This is a genomic window from Chordicoccus furentiruminis, from assembly GCF_019355395.1.
GTDB classification, from domain to species: Bacteria; Bacillota; Clostridia; order Lachnospirales; family Lachnospiraceae; genus Chordicoccus; species Chordicoccus furentiruminis.
In genome coordinates, this window is the sequence record NZ_CP048829.1 from 2,420,128 (window position 1) to 2,442,154 (window position 22,027).

Consider the following 22,027-nt stretch of genomic DNA (forward strand, 5'->3'; position numbering starts at 1 on the left):
TATTAATTGAACAGAAAGACAGGAAGCTGACAAACCGACTGAAGGAGGACAGATCATTGACGATCACGGTCTATCTGGGAGCGAACGAAGGAAACAGCCCGGTCTACCGGGAAGCCGTGGCCGAGCTGGGCCGGTGGATCGGCGAGAGCGGGCACGCGCTGGTCTACGGCGGATCGGGAACCGGTCTCATGGGATGTCTGGCGGCCAGTGCTCTGGCGGCAGGCGCCAAAGTGACGGGGGTGGAACCCCGGTTCTTTGTGGAGCAGGAAGTTCAGTACGAGGGACTGACCCGCCTGATCGTGACGGAGGATATGTCCGCGCGGAAGGCGAAGATGATCGGGCTGGGAGACGCGTTTATCGCCTTCCCTGGCGGAACGGGCACGCTCGAGGAAATCACGGAGGTGATGTCGATGGCGGCTCTGGGCCGTCTGGACGACCCCTGCATCCTGTACAATCTGAATGGCTACTACGACGATCTCCGTCATCTGCTCTTCAGGATGAGGGAAGAGGGGTCAGGCGCGAAATTTTCAGACAACAACAGTCCGATATGGTATACTTAAAACAGCTCCGGCCCGGCGGCGGGAGAAGCTGTCTGTTTCAAAGAATTCGTTATATCGCCAGTGAGAGGAAAAAAGATGGAGTTTCAAAAGTTTCTGTACGGTACGGCATATCATCCGGAGCGGTACGCGGCGAGAGACGACCTGCTTCGTCAGGATATCGAGCTGATGAAGCAGCTCCGGTTCAATCTGGTGCTTCTGAAGGCAGACGCGCTCCGCTACGCGCAGGGCGTGGGAGGCGGCGAGCAGTGGCTGCTGGATCTGATCCGGGATCTTGCCGATGACGGAATCGAGACGGCGGTCGAGATCTCCGGAGCGCTGCCGTCCAAGACGCTTCTCCGGAAACTGGACAGCCATGATCGGGTGCGGTTCTTTCTGGCGTCGGAGGAAGAGGACGAGGCGACGGCCGCACTGGTCAGAAGACTGAAGGGCATCGGGCTTGAGAAGCCGGTCGCGGCAACGATGTCGAAGGATCTGATTCTCTCGGGAGACAGAGAGCTGGCGGACGCGGCGGATATCCTCTGCTTCAGCAGCAATCCGGACTGGGTGACGGGCGTGCCGATGGAGACGGAGCGGAAGGTGTCTTATCTGGAGGACCGGATCCGTGCCGTCAAGCATTCCTCCTATATTAAATGCAACATCAATCCGGTTTCGACGAGGAGTTCCGGCGTGCGGCGTCTGAAGCGGCCGGGAACGCTGGCTCAGGAAGTGCTGCAGTCGGCGGCTCACGGCGCGAGAGCCTTTCTGTACCGGGAGTGGCGGCAGCCTCTGACCGGGCCGGACCGGTACGGTGACGCGCTGATCGGGCATTCGGGAAGAATCAACGACCGGATCATGAAGGAAGCCTGTCAGATCGGGCGGATGTCGAGGGAGCTGAACGAGATTGTCGATGCCCGGGAGGCGGCGAAGACGGCGGTGCTCCCGGGCAGCGCGGACGAGTGGCATGCGGCCTATCGGTATTACTCCGCGCTCAGAGAAGGCGGACTGCCGGTGGACATCATCGACCAGAGCGCGGACTTCGCGGCCTACAGCCTGATCATAGCGCCGGGAATGCGGACGCTGGAGGAGGGAACCGCGGAAAAGATCCGCTCCTTTGTGGCCGGCGGGGGCACATGGTTCGGAAACCTGTCGCCTGCCTCGGAGGGAGCGGACGGAAGCTGCTTCGAGGGCGATCTGCCGTACCGGCTGACGGACGTATTCGGCATGCGGATCACGGATTCGGAACGGCTTGCGGACGGGGAGACGGTTCCGCTGACCGCCTCGTCGGATTTCCGCGGCCGGTACGGGGCCAGCCATGTCTGCGAGCTTCTGACGGTCACGGACGCTGAAATCGTGATGAAGTACGACGGACAGTTCTATCGCGGTACGCCGGTGTTCACGAGGAAACAGTTCGGCAAAGGATACGCGTACTATCTCGCGACCGACGCGTCCGGCCCGCTGCTCGAGGATCTGTGCGGCAAAGTCACGGGCGGTCTTCACAGGATGCCGCGGTCGAAGTCGATGGAGGAAATTTCCGTTCAGCGTCTGGACAGTCATGACGCGGAGTATGTGATTTTCCAGAATTTCTCGGGGAAAGAGAAGCGGCTGCCCGTGGAATACAACAAGCTGGACGTGATATTCGGCTATGACCCCCTGCCGGTGTTCGGCGCGATGGTGCTCAAGGTTCCGAAAGGAAAGAGAGAAGACTGAGCGCGTCTTGCCTAATCCTTGTGTTTTCGCTATAATATCTTTACTTCCGGCGGCAGGCGCAGCGAAGCGCCGGACGGAGAGGGGAAAGGAGACAAGGTATGTCAAAGTTCATTGATGAGTTCAAGACCTTTATTTCGCGCGGGAACGTGATGGATATGGCCGTCGGCGTTGTGATCGGCGGTGCGTTCAGCGCGATCGTCACCTCGCTGGTCGATGACGTCATAGGACCGGTCATCGGCATGATCACGGGCGGAATCGATTTCGGCAATCTCGCGATCCAGCTCGGAAGCGCGAAGATCATGATCGGCAGCTTCATCCAGGCCGTGATCAATTTCCTGATCATCGCGCTGGTGCTTTTCACCGTGATCCGGACGTTCAACAAGGCGAAGGAGCTCGCGCAGGGTCCGGCGGCGCCCGAGGAACCGACGACGAAGATCTGCCCGTACTGCAAGTCCGAGATCGATCTTCACGCTACACGCTGCCCGCACTGCACATCGGAGCTCGGCGAAGATCTGAAGGCGTAAGAACGGAACAAAGCGGAAAAGACGGAGAAAGGCCGGTTCGGGAACAGACGGCCGGGATAACAGGCGAAGACAGGTATGAATGAAGCGCAGAAAAGAGATCTGATTGAGGAATGCATGCCGCTTGTGGACGAGGTGATCGAGGACCTGGACGACGGCGTGATGCCTTCGGAGGATCTCCGTCAGGAGGGAATGGTCGGCCTTGTGCGCGGCGTCGACTCCCTCAGCGAAGACCCGGACGAATGGGGCGGCCGTTCCGTTGAGGAGACGGTGAAGGAAGCGATCCGGGCCGCGGCGCTGGAAGCGAAGGACGCGTTCATCGAGCTGACGCGGAAGGACGACCGGCTGATCGCCCAGGTGGAGCTGCTGAATCAGAGCATCGACCGGCTGACGGAGGAGCTCGGCACGAAGCCGAACATCGACGAAATTGCCAACGATATGGGGATTACGCAGGACAAAGTGATCGATATTCTGAAACTGACGGGAGAAGATCTTGACGAGAGTAAGCAGCGGAAGCCTGAATAAGGACAGCTGATGGAAGAACGCAGGGATATCGAAAAGGCTCTGGCCGCGTCTCTCAAAAGACTGGCGGTAAGCAAACCATTTGAAAAAATCACGATCAAGCAGATCACGGACGGAGCGGGTGTGATACGGGTTACGTTCTACAACCATTTTCAGGATAAGTACGACCTGCTGGAATGGATTGTCCGGACGGAAATTCTGGAACCTGTGCGGATCCTTCTGGCGAACGGGATGTATCGGGAATCCGTGATCCTGATCTTCACCAATCTGCGGAAGGAGAAGGAGTTTTATACCCACATCGTCAATCTGGAGGGACAGAACTCCTTTCAGGATATCTGCAGGGCAAGCATCCGGAAGCTGCTGTACAGCCTTTTCAGTGAGGTGACGGGGCCGGTCGGAGAGAATCCGCTGCATCCCTGGATGACGCCGGAGTACCTCGCCGATTATTACGCGCAGTCGATGACCTTCGTCGTCCTGCACTGGATCCGCTCGGGAATGGCAGTCTCACCGGAGGAGGTCGCGACGATTTACGAGTATATCGCGACGCGCTCGATGTGGGATGTGCTCAAGGAGCTCCGGTCGCAGACGGCGGGACGCCTCACCGGGAAACTGACCGGACCGGGCGGAGGCGATACAGGAGACAGTTGACATTCAGACAGATCTGTCCGGGCGGATAGACAGATCAGCCGATTTGTAAAACGGAATTCGACAAGAGAAGGGGATTGGATAGACACCTGTCCGGTCCCTTTTTTGTATACTGTTTCACGCGGAAAAGAATCCGGCGGCTGCATGTTCCGGAAAAAAAACGGCGCAGGACATCCCGCGGAGGACAGTGACGGGCGTCCGGATCGGACGGAACGGGCCCGGATGGATCGCTTTTCCGGGCAACATGTAAAAGAAAGGCAAGAGAGGGAAGACGACGATGCGAAATCTTGGCAAGGCAGTTGTGAAGGCCAGATTTGTGATTCTGGCGGTGGCGATCGCACTCCTGATCCCGTCTTACTGGGGCTACACGCATACCAGAATCAACTATGATATGCTGACGTATCTGCCGAAAACGCTCGATACGATGCGGGGGCAGGACATCCTGGAGGACGAGTTCGGAACCGGCGCGATCTCGATGGTGATTGTCGACGGCAAAAGCGAGAAGACGGTCGCGGAGCTGAAAAAGAAGATCGAGAAGGTGCCGCATGTGAACAACGTGATCTGGTACGATAGCTTCGCGGATCTTTCCGTTCCGATGGAGATGCTGCCGGACAAGGTGCGGGAAGCCTTCAACAAGGGCGATGCGACGCTGATGGCGGTCACCTTCGATACGACCACCTCGGACGACGGGACGCTGGAAGGCATCAGGAAGATCCGCTCGATTCTCGACAGGCAGTGCTACGTCCAGGGCGTCTCGGCCGTGCTGGAGGACACGAAGGAGATGGCGGAGAAGGAGGAGCCGGTCTATGTGGGACTCGCCGTTCTGCTGGCGACGATCGTGACGGCCCTCAGCATGGATACCTTCCTCGCGCCGATCCTGTTCCTGCTGTCGATCGGGATGGCGATCATCTACAACCTCGGAAGCAATCTGCTGATGGGGCAGATCTCTTATGTGACGAAGGCGCTGGCCGCGGTTCTCCAGCTGGGCGTGACGATGGATTACTCGATCTTCCTGTGGCACAGCTTTAAGGAGAATGAGGCGCGGTACCCCGGAAATCCAAACACGGCGATGGCGCGGGCGATCAACGCGACGCTGCAGTCGGTCATCGGCTCATCCATCACGACGATCGCGGGCTTCGCGGCCCTCTGCTTCATGACCTTCAGCTTCGGCCTTGACGTGGGGATTGTCATGATGAAAGGCGTGGCGCTGGGCGTCGTGTCCTGCGTGACGATTCTGCCGTCGCTGATACTCCTGTTTGAGAAGGCCATCGAAAAAACACGGCATAAGCCGCTGATGCCGTCGCTGAAGAAGCTGCCGGCGTTCGTGCAGAAGCATTACAAGGGAATCCTGATCGCCTTCGCGGTGATGTGGATCCCGGCGGCGTACGGTCAGTCCCACACGGCGGTCTATTACAATCTGGACAAGACGCTTCCGAAGAGCCTTCCCTCGGTTCAGGCGAACGATAAGCTGAAGGACGACTTCGACATGAGTGCCACGATGATGGTGCTGGCCGACGAGAACCTGCCGACGAAGACCACGGCGGAGATGTGCGACAGCCTGAAGGATGTCAGAGGCGTCAAATCCGTGATCGGACTGGACGCGTTCCTGGGCGGCGGTCTTCCGCGTGAGGTGCTGCCGGACGATATCTATAACAAGCTTAATTCAAAGAACTGGAAACTGATTCTGCTGACAAGTCAGTACGCGACCGGAAGCGATGAGGTGAACAGCCAGATCAATACACTGAACAGTGTGCTGGACAAGTACGACAGGAAGGCGCTGCTGATCGGCGACGCACCCTGCACGAAGGATCTGGTCAACATCGCGAACCACGACTTCAACGTCGTCAACTGGGCGTCGATCCTGATCATCTTCTTCATCATCGCGTTCGTTTTCAAATCGGCGTCGCTGCCGTTCCTGCTGGTTGTGCTGATCGAGGGCGCGATCTTCATCAATATGGCCGTCCCCTACTATACGGGCGAGGCGCTTCCGTTCATCGCGTCCATCGTCATCGGAACGATTCAGCTCGGGTCGACCGTTGATTACGCGATCCTGATAACAAGCCGGTATCAGACCGAGCGATTTTCAGGAAAGACGAAGAACGATGCGATCTACATCGCGCACAGCACCTCGATTCAGAGCATTCTGTGCAGCGGGTTCACGTTCTTCGCGGCAACCTTCGGCGTCGGACTTTATTCCAATATTTCTCTGATCTCCTCGATGTGCACGCTTCTTGCGCGCGGCGCGCTGATCAGTACGTTCCTCGTCATTACCGTTCTGCCGGCGATCCTGATGCTCTTCGATCCGCTGATCGTCCGCACGAGCCGGGGGTTCATTCCTTCGAAGAAAACCAGACGGCAGATCAGGGCGGAGAAACGGCAGTCACAGAATCCGGTTTCGGAGCAATAAAGAAAGGAATGGTACAGGATGAAAAACAGACAGGTCATGGCACTGCTGCTCACGATCGCGATGACGGCCAATCTGACGGCCGTTCCGGGCTTCGCTTCGGCGGACAGTGTTTCGGAAAATGCATCCGGCAGCACGGAGAGTATGGCGGAAAGCGGAGCGGAGGCGGCTGCCGACGCGATCACGAAGGTCGCGGGAAACGGAAAGACCGGCTCCGCGCAGAAGAGCGAGACGGTGTATGTCTTCACTGACGCCAACGGAAATACTAAGAACGTCACGGTCAGCGACTGGCTTAAAAACAGGAACGGAGATTCAAAGCTGACGGATTCCACTACGTTGTCCGATGTGCAGAATGTGACCGGGGATCAGACTTATACGACCAACTCCGACGGGACGATCACATGGGATGCGGACGGAAGCGATATTTACTATCAGGGGACCACGTCGAAGGAAACGCCGGTAGACGCGAAGATCACCTACTATCTGGACGGGAAGGAAATCGACCCGAAGGATCTCGCGGGCAAGTCCGGCAAGGTGAAGATCCGGATTCAGTATACCAATAAGGAAAAGTCGGGCGACGTCTATGTACCGTTCACGGCAATGACCGGCATCGTGCTTTCCAACGACTCGGTGAGCAATGTCAAGATCGACAACGGCACGGTAGTCTCGGAAGGAAAGAACACGGTGGTCGTCGGTGTGGGCTTCCCGGGGCTGAAGGACAGCCTGGCTTCCGTCAAAGATGATATGAAGGATACCGCCGATCAGTTCGAGGAGGCGGCGAAAAACCTGAAGGCGGATTCGGACGCCGACAGCACAGATTCAGACAGCTCTGCGGAGTCGACGGATTCCGCGGCATCGACGGATTCCACAGCGTCGACGGATTCCGGGGCATCGAAGTCGGAGTCCGGCCCGGATTCCAATTCCGCGCCGGAGGATACAGACAGCGACGACACCTCCTCTTCGATCGAGAAGATCAAGGACCAGATTGACGAGATCGACTTTCCGGATTCCTGCGAGATCACGATGGACGCGACGGATTTCCAGATGGAAACCGCGCTCACGATGGTCTTCTCCAATCTCCTGACGGATGACGATGTGGATGACGACAAGGCGACGAAGGATCACGACGACGCCATGTCTGATCTGGACAAGACGGTGGACGATCTGCTTGACGTGGGCGACAAGCTGGCGGACGGTGCGACGGATCTCTCCGACGGGATCAGGGAAGCGGATGACGCCATGCCGGATCTCACGGACGGAACGGAGAGCCTTGCCGAGGGCGTCGACAAGTACACGGACGGCGTGGATCAGGTAAACAGCGGTGCTGCGAAGCTGAAGGACGGCACCTCCGAGCTGAAGGACGGAGCCGACGAGCTGGAGGATGGCGTCTATTCCTACACCTCCGGCGTGCGCGAGGTCAAGAAGGGCGCGTCGCAGCTGGCGGACGGCACCTCCGAGCTTTCCTCGAAGTCCGGCGAGCTCCGCTCCGGCGGATCAGAGCTCGCGAGCGGCGCAAAGACGCTGAACCAGAGTATGAAGACCCTTCGCGACGGACTGGCCACGCTTCGCAGAAACAGCAGCAGGCTGTCGGACGGCGCATCTCAGCTGAAAAACGGACTGAAGGCGATCAAGAACGGTGCGGTGAGCTTAAGCGGCGGATCCGGCGAGTTCCTGAAGGCGCTGAAGCAGTATACGTCCGGCGTGGACACGATCGATTCCGGACTGAAAACCTTTGACGCAAAGGTGAACGGAAGCGGAAAGCAGTCGACGCTGGTGAGCGGCGTGAAGACGCTTCAGGACGGCGTGTCCGCCTATACGGGCGGCGTAACGGCCGCCGATGCCGGCGCGAAGAAGCTTGGCGCCGGCGCAGGACAGCTCGAGAAAGGCAGCGCGGATCTCAGCAGCAGCCTGGCGGCGTTTGTCGACGGATGCGAATCTCTCTTCCAGGGCGTCGACCAGATGAACGACAAGGCTCAGGGGGTGCCGGCGCTGGTTTCCGGGATGGAGCAGCTGAAGAGCGGAATCGATACGCTGGCTTCCTCGCTGGGGAAAGGCGTCAGCAGGCTGTCGGACGGCGTGTCGAAGCTGACCGAAGGCGCCGGGGCCGTGAAGGCCGGCGCGGAGAAATTCGCGGCTGCGGCGCAGGAGCTTCCCGGTGCGATCGCACAGAACGCCTCTCAGGTTGGGACTCTTTCCGAAGGTCTCGGGACGATTCGCGACGGAATGGCAGCGGTCTCCCACGGGATCAGCGGCGTGAAGGACGGAGCCTCCTCGATCAGCGGCGGAGCGGCTTCTATCAAGACGCTGGCCGGTCAGATTGAGGACAGGGCGTCCGCCGGGACGGACCTCTCCGCCGCGCAGCAGGCCGGCAGAGACGCCGGGAATAGCGCGGACGTGAGCGGCGCGGTGAGCGCCGGAAAGGACGCAGGGATCAGCGCGGCGGGCAGCGCGGGCGCGGATGCGTCAGCGTACCATATCAGCGGCGACGCGGGCGATGCGACGCAGTACGTGACGGCTTCCGCGGATGTGAGCGGACGGGAGGCGGCGATCGCGGCGGTGAACGCCTCCTTCGCATCACCTGAGCAAAAAGCGAACATCATCAACTGCATCAACGGGATTTCCGCCAGCGCCTCTGTCTCGGACAACGGGAATCTGAAGGGCGTCGTTGACGGAATCGTCGGCAATGCCAACAGCCAGATCAGCGCGGCAGCCAAGAGCGCGGCGTCGTCGGCCGCTACCGCAGCGGCGGAAGCCGCCGCACAGACTGCGGCGGACCAGGCGAAGCAGACCGCATCTGCGGCTGCCGCCGCCGGTACCGCTTCCGCAGCACAGAATGTGGTGAATCAGCTTAAGGGCGCGCTGGACGCGGATGCGGCGGACGCAAAGACGATCGTCGGGACGGCGGATGCCGTGAGCGGGGGTGCGCAGACAATTGAAGACAGCTGTGATCAGATGACCGGTTCGCTGAAGGCATTGATCGCCGGTGCGGAAGGAGCCAAGAGCAAGGTTGACGGGCTGGGTACCGTGCTGACGGATGCGGTCAAGTCGATGAATGATCAGCTGAAATCCATTTCAGACGGCGCGAAGCAGCTGTCCGGCGGATCCGATGAACTGACCGGCGGATGCGGGACGCTCAGCGACACTCTGAAGACGCTGTCCGATCAGATCAGTCAGCTTCCGAACGGCGCCGAAATGCTCAATAAGGGAATCCAAACGCTGTCTGCAGGCGTGAGCGCCGCCTCTCAGGGCGTCGCGAAGCTTCGTGGAGAGGGCCTGTCCAACGAAACGGCGCTGAAGCAGGGTGCGGAAACGCTTCACGCAGGAATTCAGAGCCTTCAGAGCGGCGTGAAGGAACTGACCGGCGGGCTCGATACGCTCGTAAAGAATAACGATACGCTGAACGCAGGTCTTAAGACGCTGCTTGACAACGCCCAGACGATCGCCTCCTCGGTGAGCGCGCTGAGAGCGGGCGCGACGAAGCTGAACAGCAATTCCGCGGCTCTGGTCGGAGCGGCCCAGCAGATCGCGACAGGAAGCAATACGCTGTCGAGCGGCGCGTCGGAGGCCTACAGCGGCTCTCAGAGCCTGACACAGGGACTGGGCACTTACCTGTCCGGCGTAGCGGCTGCCAGCAGCGGTTCTGACCGTCTGGTAAACGAAGGAACGGAAGCAGCCGAGAGCGGCGCAGCGGAGCTGGCGTCCGGAATCAAAGCGTACACGGAAGGGGCGGACAAGATCAACAGCGGAGCCCAGACGCTCTCTGATGGCACGAAGACGCTGGATTCGAACAGCGGAAAGCTGAGAAAGGGCACGCGGGATCTCGCCGGCGGCGCGAAGAAGCTGGATGACGGTGTCGGCACGCTTTATGACGGCACGAAGGAACTGGCCGGCAATTCGAAGGCGCTGAAGGACGGCGTGAAGGAGCTGAACGACGGCGCGAAGAAGCTGGCGGACGGCATGGCCAGGCTGCTGAGCGGTTCCGTGGACCTGAAGAAGGGACTGGTCAAGCTCAACGATGAGGGCGTGAAGCGCATCGCGAAGATCTACCATACGGATGTGAAGTCCATCGATCAGAAGCTGATCGAGATCAAGAACGCGGCGAAGGATTACACGACCTTCACGGGCGCGACGAATTATGAGGACAGCACAGTCAAGTTTATCATCAAGACGGACGGTATCACGACAGATGACACGGATTCCGATTCGAAAACGGCGGACACGTCTCAGGACAGCAATACCGCATCGGATTCGGAGACGTCCGGCGCATCGGATCAGTGACCGCATGGCCGGCTGATCAAAGGAGCCGCTTATGGAAGCACTCTTTCTGACACTCATCGCGCTCGCTCTGGCAGCGGGGATCTACGGATCCGTGCTGCAGAGCGGGGCCAATATTGTCCGGCTGGACCGGCGCATGACGTGGGTCTCTCTGGCGGCGGGGGCGATCCAGCTCGGCGCGTCCGTACTGGGATATCTTGCCGGCAGACGGATCCTGATCGCCGGAGTCGGCGGGGACGAGCACCGGTTCTGGGTCAGGGCGCTCGGAGGCGTGCTGCTGGCGATGATCGGGATCCGGATGCTGATGAAGGCATTTCAGAAAAAGACATTCTTTGAGCACAGGATCGAACGGATCGATATGAAGAAGGATGTCCTCGCCGATCTCCAGCTCTGCGTCTATTCGGCTCTGGCCGGCGTTGCCTGCGGCGTGCTGGGTTTTAATTTTCTGCTGTTCCTGCTGCTGATTTTCATCGCGGCGCTTCTGTCCGCGATCGGCGGCTATGTCAGCGGGCGGGCGAACGGCGCCGGGCATGCGTCCTTCGCATATGCCATCGGCGGCGGCCTGCTCTGCGCCGTCAGCGTCATCATTCAGTTTGCAGCATAAAGGATCCGCCGTCCGGAAGGGTTTCCGGACGGCGGGTTCTTCTGTCTTAACCGAAGACGGCGGATTTTCCGGGTGCATGACCGGCATGAGGAGCCTTTTGCTGTGCGTGCTCAGATCCGGGCCCTTACCGGAGGATGTTCAGGTAACGGTTCGGAGCAGCCGGAGCGCTGCCGGGAATTTGCGATCAGATGATCCGTGCTGTTGAAGTTGTGATATAATGGCGCAGAAGTGCCTGTCTGACGGGCGGAGAACAGCAGATTCAGGAGGATGTGGGAATGAATATCGTTGTATTGTGCGGCGGCGTATCGACGGAGAGAGAGATCTCGATTGTCTCGGGCACGGGAGTATGCAAGGCGCTCCGGTCGAAGGGACACCGTGCCATCCTGCTGGATGTGTTTTTTGGAATGGAGAGCGTCAATCTGATGGACGCGTTCCCGGAAATGTACGACGCGGACAGCGCGGCCGGCGAGATCCGATCGATGAATGATCAGATCCCCAGCGCCGTGGCGAATCCGAACCGGTCGTTTTTCGGCCCGAACGTGACGACACTCTGCAAGATGGCGGACATCGTCTTTCTCGCGCTGCACGGGGAAAACGGAGAGAACGGAAAGGTGCAGGCGGCCTTCGACCTTCGAAGAATCCGCTACACAGGCACGGGCTATATCGGATCGGCTCTTTCGATGGATAAGGGCCTCACGAAGATCATTTTGAAGGCGGCCGGCGTTCAGGTGCCGGAAGGTTTCACGATGACGAAGGACCAGTGGGATACGGATCTGTCCCGTCACGGACTCTCCTTCCCGGTCGTCGTCAAGGTCTGCTGCGGCGGATCCTCGGTCGGCGTCTATATCACCCGGAACCAGGAGGAGTATGAGAAGGCAATCGGGGACGCCTTCGCGCTCGAAAACGAAATCGTCGTCGAGCAGTACATCAAGGGACGGGAGTTTTCCGTCGGCGTGATCGACGGCGAGGCGCTTCCCATCATCGAGATCGCTCCGAAGGAAGGCTTCTACGACTACAAGAACAAATATACCGCGGGATCTACCGTTGAGACCTGCCCCGCCGAGCTGACAGGCGAGCAGACCCGCAGAATGAAGCAGATGGCGGAGCAGGGGTACCGCGCTCTGTATCTCGATGCGTACGGACGGCTCGACTTTCTGATGGATTTGCACGGCAATATCTTCTGCCTCGAGGCCAACACGCTGCCGGGTATGACGCCGACATCGCTGATGCCGCAGGAGACCGCGACGCTGGGTGTCGATTACGCGACGCTGTGCGAGAAGCTGATTCAGGTTTCGCTTAAGAAGTACATCGGCGGAGAGGAGAAGCAGGGATGAAGCAGATGACGCCGCGCAATATCGCGCATGCCTGCGGAGGAACCTATTTCGGACCGGAGTCCGTTCTGGACCGGGAGGTGACGTCGGTGACGGTCGACAGCCGCGAAGCGACGCCGGGCTGCCTCTATGTTCCGATGCGCGGAACCCGTGCGGACGGACACGATTTCATCCCGAAGGCGATGGAGGCCGGCGCGCTTCTGACTCTGACCGAGAGGAAAGAAGAAAAACCGGCGTTCCCCTGCATTCGTGTGGACTCTACGGCGGAGGCGATTCAGAAGATCGCCGGATTCTACCGCCGGGCGCTGGGGATTCCGGTGGTCGGGATTACAGGATCCGTAGGCAAGACCAGCACGAAGGAAATGATCGCGGCCGTTCTTTCACGGAAATACAGGGTTCTGAAGACAGCGGGCAATTTCAATAATAACCTCGGATTGCCGCTGACCATCTTCCGTCTCACGGAGGAAGACGACATCGCGGTGCTCGAGATGGGGATCAGTCACTTCGGCGAAATGGAAAAACTGGCTGACACGGCCGAGCCGGATACGATGGTCATCACGAATATCGGAGAATGCCACCTTGAGTTCCTGGGTGACCGGGACGGCGTGTTCCGTGCGAAAACCGAGTGCTTTCACTACATGAAGCCGGACGGAACGGTCATTCTGAACGGCGAGGACGACAAGCTGAGCCGGGTCGCGGAAGTGAACGGACGGAAGCCCGTCTTCTACGGCTGTGACCCGAAGTTCCGCGTTTATGCGGACGAGCTGCGCCCGCTGGGCCTTCAGGGCACGGCCTGCCGGATTCATGTCGATGATGATGCCATCGATGTGACCGTGAAGCAGCCGGGCCGCCATATGGTGATGAACGCGCTGGCCGGTGCCGCTGTCGGCTCCCTGTACGGACTTACGATGGAAGAGATCCGGGACGGCATCGAGAGCCTTGAGACGCTCGGCGGCCGCCTGCATCAGATCGAAACAAAGAGCGGTTATATGGTGATTGACGACTGCTACAATGCGAATCCGATGTCGATGAAGGCGTCCTGCGGTATTCTGAGCGGAGCCGGAACGCGGACTGTCGCGATTCTCGGCGACATGGGGGAGCTGGGGAAAGACGAAGCGGCGCTGCACCGGGAGGTGGGCGAGTCCGTCGGCCGTCTGGCGATCGATGAGTATGTGACGGTGGGAACGCTTTCAGAGAATCTGGCGGAAGGCATCCGGAGCGTCCGGCCCTCTGCCTGCGTCCGTTCGTTTGCGGGCGTGGAGGAGCTGCTTCCGGCGCTGCCCGGTCTGATTCAAAAGGGCGATACCGTGCTGGTCAAGGCATCCCATTTCATGCAGTTCGAGCGGATCGTGAAGGTGCTGACAGAGGAATAAAAAACGGACCGGCGGTTTCGCCGGTCCGTTTTTTATTCCTCCGCCTGATTTTTCCTGATCATCTCCGTCAGAATATCCCGGAAATATGTGTCGATGTGCCGCTGTTCGTCACGTGTCAGATCCCCGTAGGCGACCGGCTTCCCGTACTCGACGACCACGTGCTCACGGCTCACTCTCGGGAACTGCCGCTCGAAGATGGAGGCCGTGTTGTTGAAGGAAACCGGAATGATTTTGCATCCGGTGCGCTGGGCGATCTTGAAGCTTCCCTTGTGGAACTCACCGAGACACGTCTCGTCTCCGCTCTTGTTGCGGGTCCCTTCCGGGAAGATGAAGACGGAGATGCCGCTGTGGATGTAATCGATGGCCCTGTGAATCGTTTCAAGTCCCTGCTTCAGATCGTCCCGATTCAGGAAGAGGCAGAAGAGAAAGCGCATATTCCATGACAGGATCGGGATATGGGCGAGATGATCCTTCGCCACATAGCCGCACCGCGTCTTCATCTGGCTGTAGCTGATGATGATGTCGAAGAAGCTCTGGTGGTTGCCGACAAACAGCACCGCCTCGTCCCCGGGAATATTCTCGAGCCCCTTCACCGTCACGGTGGTGCCGGTGATCCGAAGAAGGATGCGGAAGGCGCCCTGCACGATCCGCAGCATGGACATCTCGGCCTTCAGCGGCCATCTTTTGCGGATCAGGGTTTCCACAAGCAGGATGGGAATGGAGACAATACAGTAAAGAACGACGAACAGGATTCCGAAGATAGCTCGAATCATAATGGTCCCTTTCTGAAAGTTTTCGCGAAGACCGCCCGTTCCGTACGGCCGTGCCTCGCGACAACTCATTTTTGCACAAAGATAGGGAAAACTCAACAGCGGTTTTTTCCGGGTCACCGACTTGCGTGGCGCAGGCAATCTGATATAATACGGATGTATACAATGAACAGGAAAAATACAATCGGAGGCTCTGATGTATCTGCAAGCGACCGCGAAGATCAACCTGTCTCTCGACGTGCTCGGCACGCGCGCGGACGGCTACCATGATGTACGGATGGTGATGCAGATGGTCGGCATGTATGACCGTCTGGAGCTCACGCCGGAGAAGGGAAAGCCGGGGATCCGCTTCACGACGAATCTTTCCTATCTTCCGACGGACCGCTCGAATCTTGCCGTGCGGGCAGCGCAGATGCTGATGGAAGAGTTCGGCGTCACGGACGGGCTGAGGATACATCTGCATAAGTTCATCCCTGTTTCCGCCGGCCTCGCGGGCGGAAGCTCGGACGCGGCCCAGACCATGATCGGCGTGAACCGGCTTTTCCGTCTGGGACTTGACAGAAAAGGACTGATGGAACGGGGAAGAAGCATCGGGGCGGATGTGCCGTTCTGCATCCTCGGCGGGACGGCGCTCTCCGAGGGAATCGGGGAAAAGCTGACGCCGCTGCCGGCGATGGACAGAACCGATGTGCTTCTCTGCAAGCCGCCTGTGAACGTCTCGACAAAGGACGTCTACGCCTCATTTGACCGCCTCCCTGCCGTTGAGCACCCTGATATTGACGCCCAGATCGCGGGCATCCGCGCACATGACCTCACTGCGGTTACGGACGCACGGGCGATGCGGAACGTTCTGGAAGCCGTGACAGGCGCAGCCTGTCCCGTCATAGGACAAATTGAAGACCAGATGATGGCGGACGGTGCACGGCGGGCCGTCATGAGCGGCAGCGGCCCTACTGTATTCGGCCTTTACGATGACCACGCGAAAGCCGAAGATGCGAGACTGCGTCTGAAGCGGATCTTTCCGCAGGCAAGAACATTCCTTACATGGACAGAAAACAGAAGAAAGGGATAACCAGTGATGAGAGAACAAGAGAACACAGTCAATCCGGAAGAATACATGCCGCTCCGCGAAGTCGTTTTTCTGACTCTCCGCCGTCAGATCCTGAGAGGAGAGCTGAAGCCGGGTGAGCGGCTGATGGAAATCAGCCTCGCCAATAAGCTGGGCGTTTCGAGAACCCCGATCCGTGAGGCAATCCGCAAGCTGGAGCATGAGGGACTGGTCGTCATGATTCCGCGGCGCGGCGCCCATGTGGCGGAGATCACCCGGCAGGAACTGAATGATGTGCTGGAAATCCGGAAAAGCCTTGAGACACTGGCGATCACGAAGGCCTGCGACTATATGACGGACCGGGATATCCATGAGCTCAGGGAGGCGGAGGAAGCCTTTGCGATCCAGATCGCCCGGAGAGACGCAGATCTGACCAACCTCGGAGAAGCGGATGAGCACTTTCACGATATCATTTACCGGGGAACGAATAACCGCCGGCTGATCCAGATCCTGAACAACCTGAGAGAGCAGATGTACCGCTTCCGGATGGAGTATCTGAAGGATACGGACATCCGGCAGACCCTTGTCCGCGAGCATGACGCGATCGTCAAGGCGCTGGAGCTGCGGGACAAAGATGAGGCGGAGCGGCTCACAGCGCTTCATATCGACAATCAGTACCGGAACATCGTCCGCCTGATTGACGCAAGGAAAACAGAGGGGGAGTCTCATGAGCAGACAGACTGAAGCCCCGATCGGCGTGTTTGATTCCGGCCTCGGCGGACTGACGGTGGCGCGGGAGATCATGAGGAACCTTCCGATGGAAAAAATCGTCTATTTCGGCGACACCGCGCGCGTGCCTTACGGGAACAAATCGAAGGCGACGATTCAGCGATACGCAAGACAGATCGTCCGCTTTCTTAAAACTCAGAAAATCAAGGCGATCGTGATCGCCTGCAATACGGCGACGGCGTACGCGATCGATGTCGTGAAGGAAGAGGCGGAAGGAATGCCCGTGATCGGCGTGATCGACCCGGGTGCGCGCGTCGCATGCGAGACGACGAAAAACGGCCGGATCGGCGTGATCGCGACGAAGGCAACGATCGCCTCCGGAGCCTATCCGGAGGCGATCCACGCGATCCGGCCTGAGGTCAGCGTCATCGGCAAAGCGTGTCCGCTGCTGGTTCCTCTGGTGGAGGAAGGCTGGACCAACGACACGGTGACGAACGAGATCATCATGCGGTATCTGGACGATGTGCTTGAGAATGACATCGACACGCTGATCCTCGGCTGTACGCATTATCCCCTGCTCCGCCACGCGATTCAGAGGCTTGTCGGAAGCGGCATCCGGCTGGTCAACCCGGCGTATGAAACGGCGCGGAGTCTGGCGGATCTCCTGAAGGCGGACGGCATCGCGAACGAAAGCCCGTCCGTTGAGGAGGAGCCTCAGCCGTACCGCTTCTTTGTGAGCGATGAGGCGGAGCGGTTCGCGGAGTTCGCCAATTCCATCCTTCCGATCGATGTGAAAACGGCGCGTGCCGTTCAGATCGACGAGTACTGAAACGGAGAGGAGATCGGCGATGAACAGCCACGTCAGAGTGAGGGTGCGCGGGGAGCAGGCTCTCCCGGATCATCCGGGAGAGAGGCCGGAACCCGTGCAGTCCGAGGCGGCCGGACGGTACCGCCTTGTGGCGGGACGGCATCACTTCAGCTTCGACGAGACGCTGGAGGGAACGACCGCCGCGACAAGAAATCATGTGATTGTCGGTCCGGATCGCGTTGAGGTCAGAAAGAACGGCCCGGTCGTCACCTCGATGATCTTCGAGAAGGGCAAACGGCACCCGATGGTTTATCGGACCGCGTTCGGTCAGCTTTCCATGGAGATCCAGACAAAGGAACTGACCGTTGAAGAGGATGAGGAACGGATGACGGTCACGCTCCGCTACCGGATCCGGTCCGGATCGCAGACCGTCTCGGAGAACGTCACGGTGCTGGAATTCAGCAGCGAAGGATCACATTCACGGCATCCGTGAACCGGCTGGCCATCCAGGATGCAGGTAAATCAGACACGAACCGAGCAGCGGCAAATGCCTTTCCAGACGGAAAAACACCCCTTCCGGCAGGATGTGAACAATTTCACGTATCTGCCGGAAGGGGTGTTTTTGCAGAGGCCGACGGAGGCCGTCGTTTCATTCAGCGCTTTTTCTTCGCTTTGGAAGTGGTTTTCGATTCGGCTTTCAGCTCGGCTTCCGCTTTGCTCTGGGCGCGGAGCAGACGCTGACGGAAGGACTTCTTCTTCGGAGGCGTCTCCAGCTTGCCGCGGATCGCTTTCACATCCGTGATATAGATGCCGGATACCGTCGCCCGGACGGATTTTCCGACCGGGATGACGTCAAAGATTTTCTCATCCGCGATCATGACCATAATCTTCGGTCCGGCCTTGACCTTGACGATCGGAAGCTTGTTCCTCCGCATCAGCTTCGGCACCTGATCGATGACCATCTGGGGAAGCCCCGACTGATTGATCCGCATCCTTTTCTTATCGATGATCAGCAGCTCCATCGTCTGCTTGGCGGCGTCAATCTGTTCCTTCTGCGCGTCCTGCCTCTTCTGGAGCCGTTTCCCGACAAAATACAGCACGACGGTGACAGCGATCAGAATGGCAAGAACGATCAATAAAATCTGCCAGACCTGCACTTTGCAATTCCTCCATCAAACATCAGTATTCGCAATCCTCACCATACTATCATGAAAACAGACGGCCGGCAAGCGGTTTGAAGCGGATGGCTTCTCCGCTGACCTGCCGGGCGGTCCGGTCCGGCAGGAGCGCCGGAAAGCGAACCGCGCTGGCACGCATTCCGCCGGAATGGAAGGAGAGCTTATGCTTTCCCTTCCGCTGTGACCGGCGTCGGCCGAGCGGAACTGAAGACGGATTTGACGTCAAACAGGTCCTCGAAGACATTGATCTTCGCACTTCCGGACAAGGCGCGCCACATCTGCAGCCCGTCGCAGTCGATCCGCCCCTGACGGAACGAGAGATCATTGATCTGTACCCAGTGCTTCTGTGATGCGTCCACATTCATATAATAGTTGTAGCCGGCGTTCTTATAGTAAGCGAAGACCGGGTTGGTCGACATATCATACGGCTTCCAGTTCCCGATATCGTTGCCGTGGGCGAAGATGATCGTGTCAGTCTGCCCGGTGATATTGGCGACCGTGGCCTGCCACTTCCCCTGGTCCGTTTTCAGCGTCTCGACGGATTTGCCGGTTACGCTCAGATGCCCCCAGGTGTGACAGGCGAATTCCCAGCCTTCCTTCTTCACCGCGTCGGCGATCTTCTTCGCATCGGCTACATCCTGATCCCAGCTGAAGTCCGGATGCTCTTCGAGCCACTTTTTCTGGTCCTCATCGAGATTTTCACCGGTCCGGTAGGCAGTGTCAGTCCGGTATCCGAAGACGCCGTTGTATCCGGTCATCGCGATGAGTCCGCGGGCGCCCTTATAGGAAAAATCCGGATGCGAGGCGATGAAGGTATTGAGCCGCGGCACCACGTCGTAATCGCCGACAGATGCATTTCCATCGGCATCGGTATACTGGACTTTGACATTGCCCTTCGAATCGAGCACCGCCTTGTCCGCGAACCCTTTTCCGGTGTAGGTGTGGTAGTAGCTCCAGTCATCGACTGAGAGTACCAGAGGCTTTTTGTCCGGCGGCAGTCTCAGAGAAGAGCTCTTCTTGAAATGCACATACCCGTCTTCGCCCTTGTACTCCGTCACGAGATCGCGCGCCTTCACCAGCACATACCCGTTGTCGTAAAGCTGCTGGATCATCTTGTCGAACTCATCGATCGTCGTCATCCACGCGTTGATTCCGTTAATCTCTCTTGTGCTCCATTTCGATGTGTCAAACGCGCGCGATGTATCGACGATCAGAGAGTGAAAGAAAATATGGGGAACCGTGGTCGGATCCTTCGTTTCCAGCGCGGCCTTATCTGCCGTGAATGCCGCGATCGCGTTGACCAGCTCGGAGTCGGAAGTGTAGTTGTCTTCCTGCTGCAGCAGCGCGATGGCGGCGTCATAGTCGTATCCGGAGGCCAGCTGCTTCGCCTTCGCAATCGTGTTGCGCCGTGCTTTGATCGCGGATTCTTCCTGGCTGATTTTCTCCATCCTTGCGGCTCTCGCCGGGTCAGGCGTTCGACTTGACCGCAGCCTGAAAAAGCCGTAGATGAGCAGCCCGATGGCCGCGGCCAGAAGAAGCAGGCAGGTGAAAATGATCCTGAGCTGTCTTCGTCTGCCTCTGCTGTCTTTTTTTTTGCTGTTCTGATCCGCCATATCCCTGTTCCTGTCAATGCAGCCGCCGCTTCAACCGTCCTGGCGGCCTTCTGTCTCATGCTGAATGTTTCCTTATTATAGCATTGTGTGCACTCGGCCTTCAAGGCCGATCCCCGCCCCGGCACAGGCCGGCGGGTGACGCCTCCGGCAGAGCCGGAACCGCTAAGGCCGATCCCTGACCCGGAATGAACCGGCGGACGGGTCTGTCTGTCCGGAGGCTCCGGAGAAAGGCGCAGACATTGGCTTTTTGATCCGAGTGTGATATAAATAATTCGATGTCGGGTCAGCCGTATGCCGGTATGACCTGAGAGACAGGATGACACAATCGAAAGGATACCGGATGGATCACGTACAACAACACGAGAAAGTCATTGTCATCGATTTCGGAGGGCAGTACAACCAGCTGGTCGCACGCCGCGTGCGGGAGTGCAGCGTGTACTGCGAGATTTATTCCTACCGTACGCCGCTTGAGCAGATTCGGGCCATGCAGCCGAAGGGCATCATTCTGACGGGAGGCCCCAACAGCGTCTACACGCCGGATGCGGCCGTCTGTTCGCCGGAACTGTTCTCACTGGGGGTTCCGGTTCTGGGACTCTGCTACGGGGCGCAGCTGATGCAGCATGTGCTCGGCGGACAAGTCGAAAGGGCGCCGGAACGGGAATACGGCAAAACGGAAGTCATACTCGATGAGCCGAAATCAGCCCTGTTTGATGGAATCGCTTCGCCGACGACCTGCTGGATGAGCCACAATGATTACATCAGCCGGATCGCGGACGGCTTCCGCGTGACGGCCCATACGGCGAATTGCCCGGTCGCGGCGGCGGAGGATGCGGCCCGCGGTCTCTACGCGATCCAGTTCCACCCGGAGGTGCTTCACACAGAACACGGGTTTGAGATGATCCGTCATTTCGTCCTTGATATCTGCGGCTGCAGCGGGGACTGGAGGATGGATGATTTCGCGGAGCGGACGATAGAGGAGCTTCGCAGCCGGATCGGAGACGGAAAGGTTCTCTGCGCGCTGTCCGGCGGCGTGGATTCCTCTGTGGCGGCTGTGCTTCTCGCGAAGGCGGTCGGCAAAAATCTGACCTGTGTTTTCGTGGATCACGGTCTTCTCCGGAAGAACGAAGGCGATATGGTCGAGGAAGTCTTCGGACCGAACGGTCCCTACGACCTTCAGTTCGTCCGGGTGAACGCGCAGGAACGCTTCTATAAGAAGCTGGCCGGCGTGACCGAGCCGGAGCGGAAGCGGAAAATCATCGGCGAAGAGTTTATCCGCGTCTTTGAGGACGAGGCGAAGAAAATCGGAAGGGTGGATTATCTCGTGCAGGGAACCATCTATCCGGATGTTGTCGAGTCCGGACTCGGCGGTGAATCCGCGACGATCAAGTCGCATCACAACGTCGGAGGTCTTCCCGACTACGTCGATTTTAAGGAAATCGTCGAGCCGCTTAGAAATCTGTTCAAGGACGAAGTCCGCAAGGTCGGACGGCATCTCGGGATACCTGAAAAGCTGGTCAGCCGTCAGCCGTTCCCTGGTCCCGGCCTCGGAATCCGTATCATCGGAGAAGTGACCGCAGAAAAAGTCAGGATCGTGCAGGATGCGGATGCGATCTTCCGGGAAGAGATGGAAAAAGCCGGACTCGACAGGACCGCCAGCCAGTACTACGCGGCGCTGACGAATCTTCGATCGGTCGGCGTGATGGGTGATGAACGCACCTACGACTATGCGATTGCCCTGCGCTCGGTCAATACCGTCGACTTCATGACGGCGGACGTGACGGAGATCCCGTACACTGTCCTGAAGACGACCATGAACCGGATCATCAATGAGGTGGAGCATGTGAACCGCGTCTTCTACGACATCACGAGCAAACCGCCGGCGACGATTGAGCTCGAATGATAAGACAGAGGCTGTAAACCCTTATATTCAGCGGGGTTACAGCCTCTTTTTCTGTTCAGT

General features: G+C 58.7%; 18 protein-coding genes. 15 read left to right on the plus strand and 3 right to left on the minus strand.

Annotation, left to right across the window (positions count from 1 at the left end; all coding sequences use genetic code 11):
- Nucleotides 1–56: 56 nt before the first annotated feature.
- The 10 genes from G4C92_RS10935 (at nt 57) to G4C92_RS10980 (ending at nt 13,921) form a co-directional block, all read left to right on the plus strand.
- Complete coding sequence (locus G4C92_RS10935) at nt 57–560, plus strand: LOG family protein (protein ID WP_274939877.1); 504 nt, start codon at nt 57–59, stop codon at nt 558–560.
- Nucleotides 561–635: 75 nt separating this feature from the next.
- Nucleotides 636–2,246: a beta-galactosidase gene (locus tag G4C92_RS10940; RefSeq protein ID WP_274939878.1), complete on the plus strand. Its 1,611-nt coding sequence runs from the start codon at nt 636–638 to the stop codon at nt 2,244–2,246.
- Between the two features lie 98 nt (nt 2,247–2,344).
- A complete protein-coding gene (mscL, locus tag G4C92_RS10945) occupies nt 2,345–2,770 on the plus strand; it encodes a large conductance mechanosensitive channel protein MscL (RefSeq protein ID WP_274939879.1) in 426 nt (141 codons plus the stop codon).
- A gap of 75 nt (nt 2,771–2,845) precedes the next feature.
- Nucleotides 2,846–3,292 carry a sigma-70 domain-containing protein gene (locus tag G4C92_RS10950; protein WP_274939880.1) on the plus strand — a complete coding sequence of 149 codons (447 nt, stop codon included), beginning with the start codon at nt 2,846–2,848 and terminating at the stop codon, nt 3,290–3,292.
- 9 nt (nt 3,293–3,301) lie between these two features.
- Nucleotides 3,302–3,937 (plus strand): TetR/AcrR family transcriptional regulator C-terminal domain-containing protein, encoded by a 636-nt coding sequence (locus G4C92_RS10955; protein ID WP_274939881.1) that lies wholly within the window; start codon nt 3,302–3,304, stop codon nt 3,935–3,937.
- Between the two features lie 274 nt (nt 3,938–4,211).
- Nucleotides 4,212–6,341 (plus strand): efflux RND transporter permease subunit, encoded by a 2,130-nt coding sequence (locus G4C92_RS10960; protein WP_274939882.1) that lies wholly within the window; start codon nt 4,212–4,214, stop codon nt 6,339–6,341.
- Between the two features lie 18 nt (nt 6,342–6,359).
- The gene (locus G4C92_RS10965) at nt 6,360–10,616 is read left to right on the plus strand and encodes a YhgE/Pip domain-containing protein (protein ID WP_274939883.1); all 4,257 of its coding nucleotides are present in this window, start codon (nt 6,360–6,362) and stop codon (nt 10,614–10,616) included.
- Nucleotides 10,617–10,647: 31 nt separating this feature from the next.
- A complete protein-coding gene (locus G4C92_RS10970; RefSeq protein WP_274939884.1) occupies nt 10,648–11,217 on the plus strand; it encodes a manganese efflux pump in 570 nt (189 codons plus the stop codon).
- Between the two features lie 275 nt (nt 11,218–11,492).
- Nucleotides 11,493–12,551: a D-alanine--D-alanine ligase family protein gene (locus G4C92_RS10975; protein WP_274939885.1), complete on the plus strand. Its 1,059-nt coding sequence runs from the start codon at nt 11,493–11,495 to the stop codon at nt 12,549–12,551.
- Nucleotides 12,548–13,921 (plus strand): UDP-N-acetylmuramoyl-tripeptide--D-alanyl-D-alanine ligase, encoded by a 1,374-nt coding sequence (locus G4C92_RS10980; RefSeq protein WP_274939886.1) that lies wholly within the window; start codon nt 12,548–12,550, stop codon nt 13,919–13,921. Before G4C92_RS10975 ends, G4C92_RS10980 begins: the two co-directional genes overlap by 4 nt.
- 32 nt (nt 13,922–13,953) lie before the next feature.
- On the opposite strand, the gene G4C92_RS10985 is transcribed toward G4C92_RS10980, so the two are convergent.
- On the minus strand, nt 13,954–14,694 hold the full coding sequence (locus tag G4C92_RS10985; protein ID WP_274939887.1) for a lysophospholipid acyltransferase family protein: 741 nt from the start codon (nt 14,692–14,694) through the stop codon (nt 13,954–13,956).
- A 193-nt stretch (nt 14,695–14,887) separates the two neighbouring features.
- Between G4C92_RS10985 and ispE the strand changes: the two genes are divergently transcribed.
- Genes ispE through G4C92_RS11005 form a run of 4 tightly spaced genes read left to right on the plus strand, consistent with a single transcriptional unit; the run spans nt 14,888 to nt 17,769 of the window.
- On the plus strand, nt 14,888–15,763 hold the full coding sequence (ispE, locus tag G4C92_RS10990) for a 4-(cytidine 5'-diphospho)-2-C-methyl-D-erythritol kinase (protein WP_274939888.1): 876 nt from the start codon (nt 14,888–14,890) through the stop codon (nt 15,761–15,763).
- A 6-nt stretch (nt 15,764–15,769) separates the two neighbouring features.
- Nucleotides 15,770–16,483: a GntR family transcriptional regulator gene (locus G4C92_RS10995; protein ID WP_274939889.1), complete on the plus strand. Its 714-nt coding sequence runs from the start codon at nt 15,770–15,772 to the stop codon at nt 16,481–16,483.
- Nucleotides 16,467–17,297, plus strand: coding sequence for a glutamate racemase (gene murI, locus G4C92_RS11000; RefSeq protein WP_274939890.1), 831 nt, complete (start codon nt 16,467–16,469; stop codon nt 17,295–17,297). Before G4C92_RS10995 ends, murI begins: the two co-directional genes overlap by 17 nt.
- 19 nt (nt 17,298–17,316) lie before the next feature.
- Complete coding sequence (locus G4C92_RS11005) at nt 17,317–17,769, plus strand: DUF1934 domain-containing protein (RefSeq protein WP_274939891.1); 453 nt, start codon at nt 17,317–17,319, stop codon at nt 17,767–17,769.
- 160 nt (nt 17,770–17,929) lie between these two features.
- On the opposite strand, the gene G4C92_RS11010 is transcribed toward G4C92_RS11005, so the two are convergent.
- Nucleotides 17,930–18,433, minus strand: a complete 504-nt coding sequence (locus G4C92_RS11010) for a hypothetical protein (RefSeq protein WP_274939892.1) — start codon at nt 18,431–18,433, stop codon at nt 17,930–17,932.
- Between the two features lie 182 nt (nt 18,434–18,615).
- On the minus strand, nt 18,616–20,067 hold the full coding sequence (locus G4C92_RS11015; RefSeq protein ID WP_274939893.1) for a polysaccharide deacetylase family protein: 1,452 nt from the start codon (nt 20,065–20,067) through the stop codon (nt 18,616–18,618).
- Nucleotides 20,068–20,407: 340 nt separating this feature from the next.
- On the opposite strand from G4C92_RS11015, the gene guaA reads away from it, so the two are divergent.
- Entirely contained in the window at nt 20,408–21,967 is a 1,560-nt protein-coding gene (gene guaA / locus G4C92_RS11020) for a glutamine-hydrolyzing GMP synthase (RefSeq protein ID WP_274939894.1), read from the plus strand.
- The last annotated feature ends 60 nt before the right edge of the window (nt 21,968–22,027 follow it).

What these genes read in the sequence shown, in the direction of transcription:
- G4C92_RS10965 (WP_274939883.1), top strand. Translation starts at nt 6,360, where the DNA reads ATGAAAAACAGACAGGTCATGGCACTGCTGCTCACGATCGCGATGACG.
- G4C92_RS10985 (WP_274939887.1), bottom strand. Translation starts at nt 14,694, where the DNA reads ATGATTCGAGCTATCTTCGGAATCCTGTTCGTCGTTCTTTACTGTATT.
- guaA (WP_274939894.1), top strand. Translation starts at nt 20,408, where the DNA reads ATGGATCACGTACAACAACACGAGAAAGTCATTGTCATCGATTTCGGA.
- G4C92_RS10975 (WP_274939885.1), top strand. Translation starts at nt 11,493, where the DNA reads ATGAATATCGTTGTATTGTGCGGCGGCGTATCGACGGAGAGAGAGATC.
- G4C92_RS10955 (WP_274939881.1), top strand. Translation starts at nt 3,302, where the DNA reads ATGGAAGAACGCAGGGATATCGAAAAGGCTCTGGCCGCGTCTCTCAAA.
- G4C92_RS10960 (WP_274939882.1), top strand. Translation starts at nt 4,212, where the DNA reads ATGCGAAATCTTGGCAAGGCAGTTGTGAAGGCCAGATTTGTGATTCTG.
- G4C92_RS11015 (WP_274939893.1), bottom strand. Translation starts at nt 20,067, where the DNA reads ATGGCGGATCAGAACAGCAAAAAAAAAGACAGCAGAGGCAGACGAAGA.
- G4C92_RS10970 (WP_274939884.1), top strand. Translation starts at nt 10,648, where the DNA reads ATGGAAGCACTCTTTCTGACACTCATCGCGCTCGCTCTGGCAGCGGGG.
- G4C92_RS10980 (WP_274939886.1), top strand. Translation starts at nt 12,548, where the DNA reads ATGAAGCAGATGACGCCGCGCAATATCGCGCATGCCTGCGGAGGAACC.
- G4C92_RS10995 (WP_274939889.1), top strand. Translation starts at nt 15,770, where the DNA reads ATGAGAGAACAAGAGAACACAGTCAATCCGGAAGAATACATGCCGCTC.
- G4C92_RS10950 (WP_274939880.1), top strand. Translation starts at nt 2,846, where the DNA reads ATGAATGAAGCGCAGAAAAGAGATCTGATTGAGGAATGCATGCCGCTT.
- G4C92_RS10940 (WP_274939878.1), top strand. Translation starts at nt 636, where the DNA reads ATGGAGTTTCAAAAGTTTCTGTACGGTACGGCATATCATCCGGAGCGG.
- G4C92_RS11005 (WP_274939891.1), top strand. Translation starts at nt 17,317, where the DNA reads ATGAACAGCCACGTCAGAGTGAGGGTGCGCGGGGAGCAGGCTCTCCCG.
- murI (WP_274939890.1), top strand. Translation starts at nt 16,467, where the DNA reads ATGAGCAGACAGACTGAAGCCCCGATCGGCGTGTTTGATTCCGGCCTC.
- ispE (WP_274939888.1), top strand. Translation starts at nt 14,888, where the DNA reads ATGTATCTGCAAGCGACCGCGAAGATCAACCTGTCTCTCGACGTGCTC.
- mscL (WP_274939879.1), top strand. Translation starts at nt 2,345, where the DNA reads ATGTCAAAGTTCATTGATGAGTTCAAGACCTTTATTTCGCGCGGGAAC.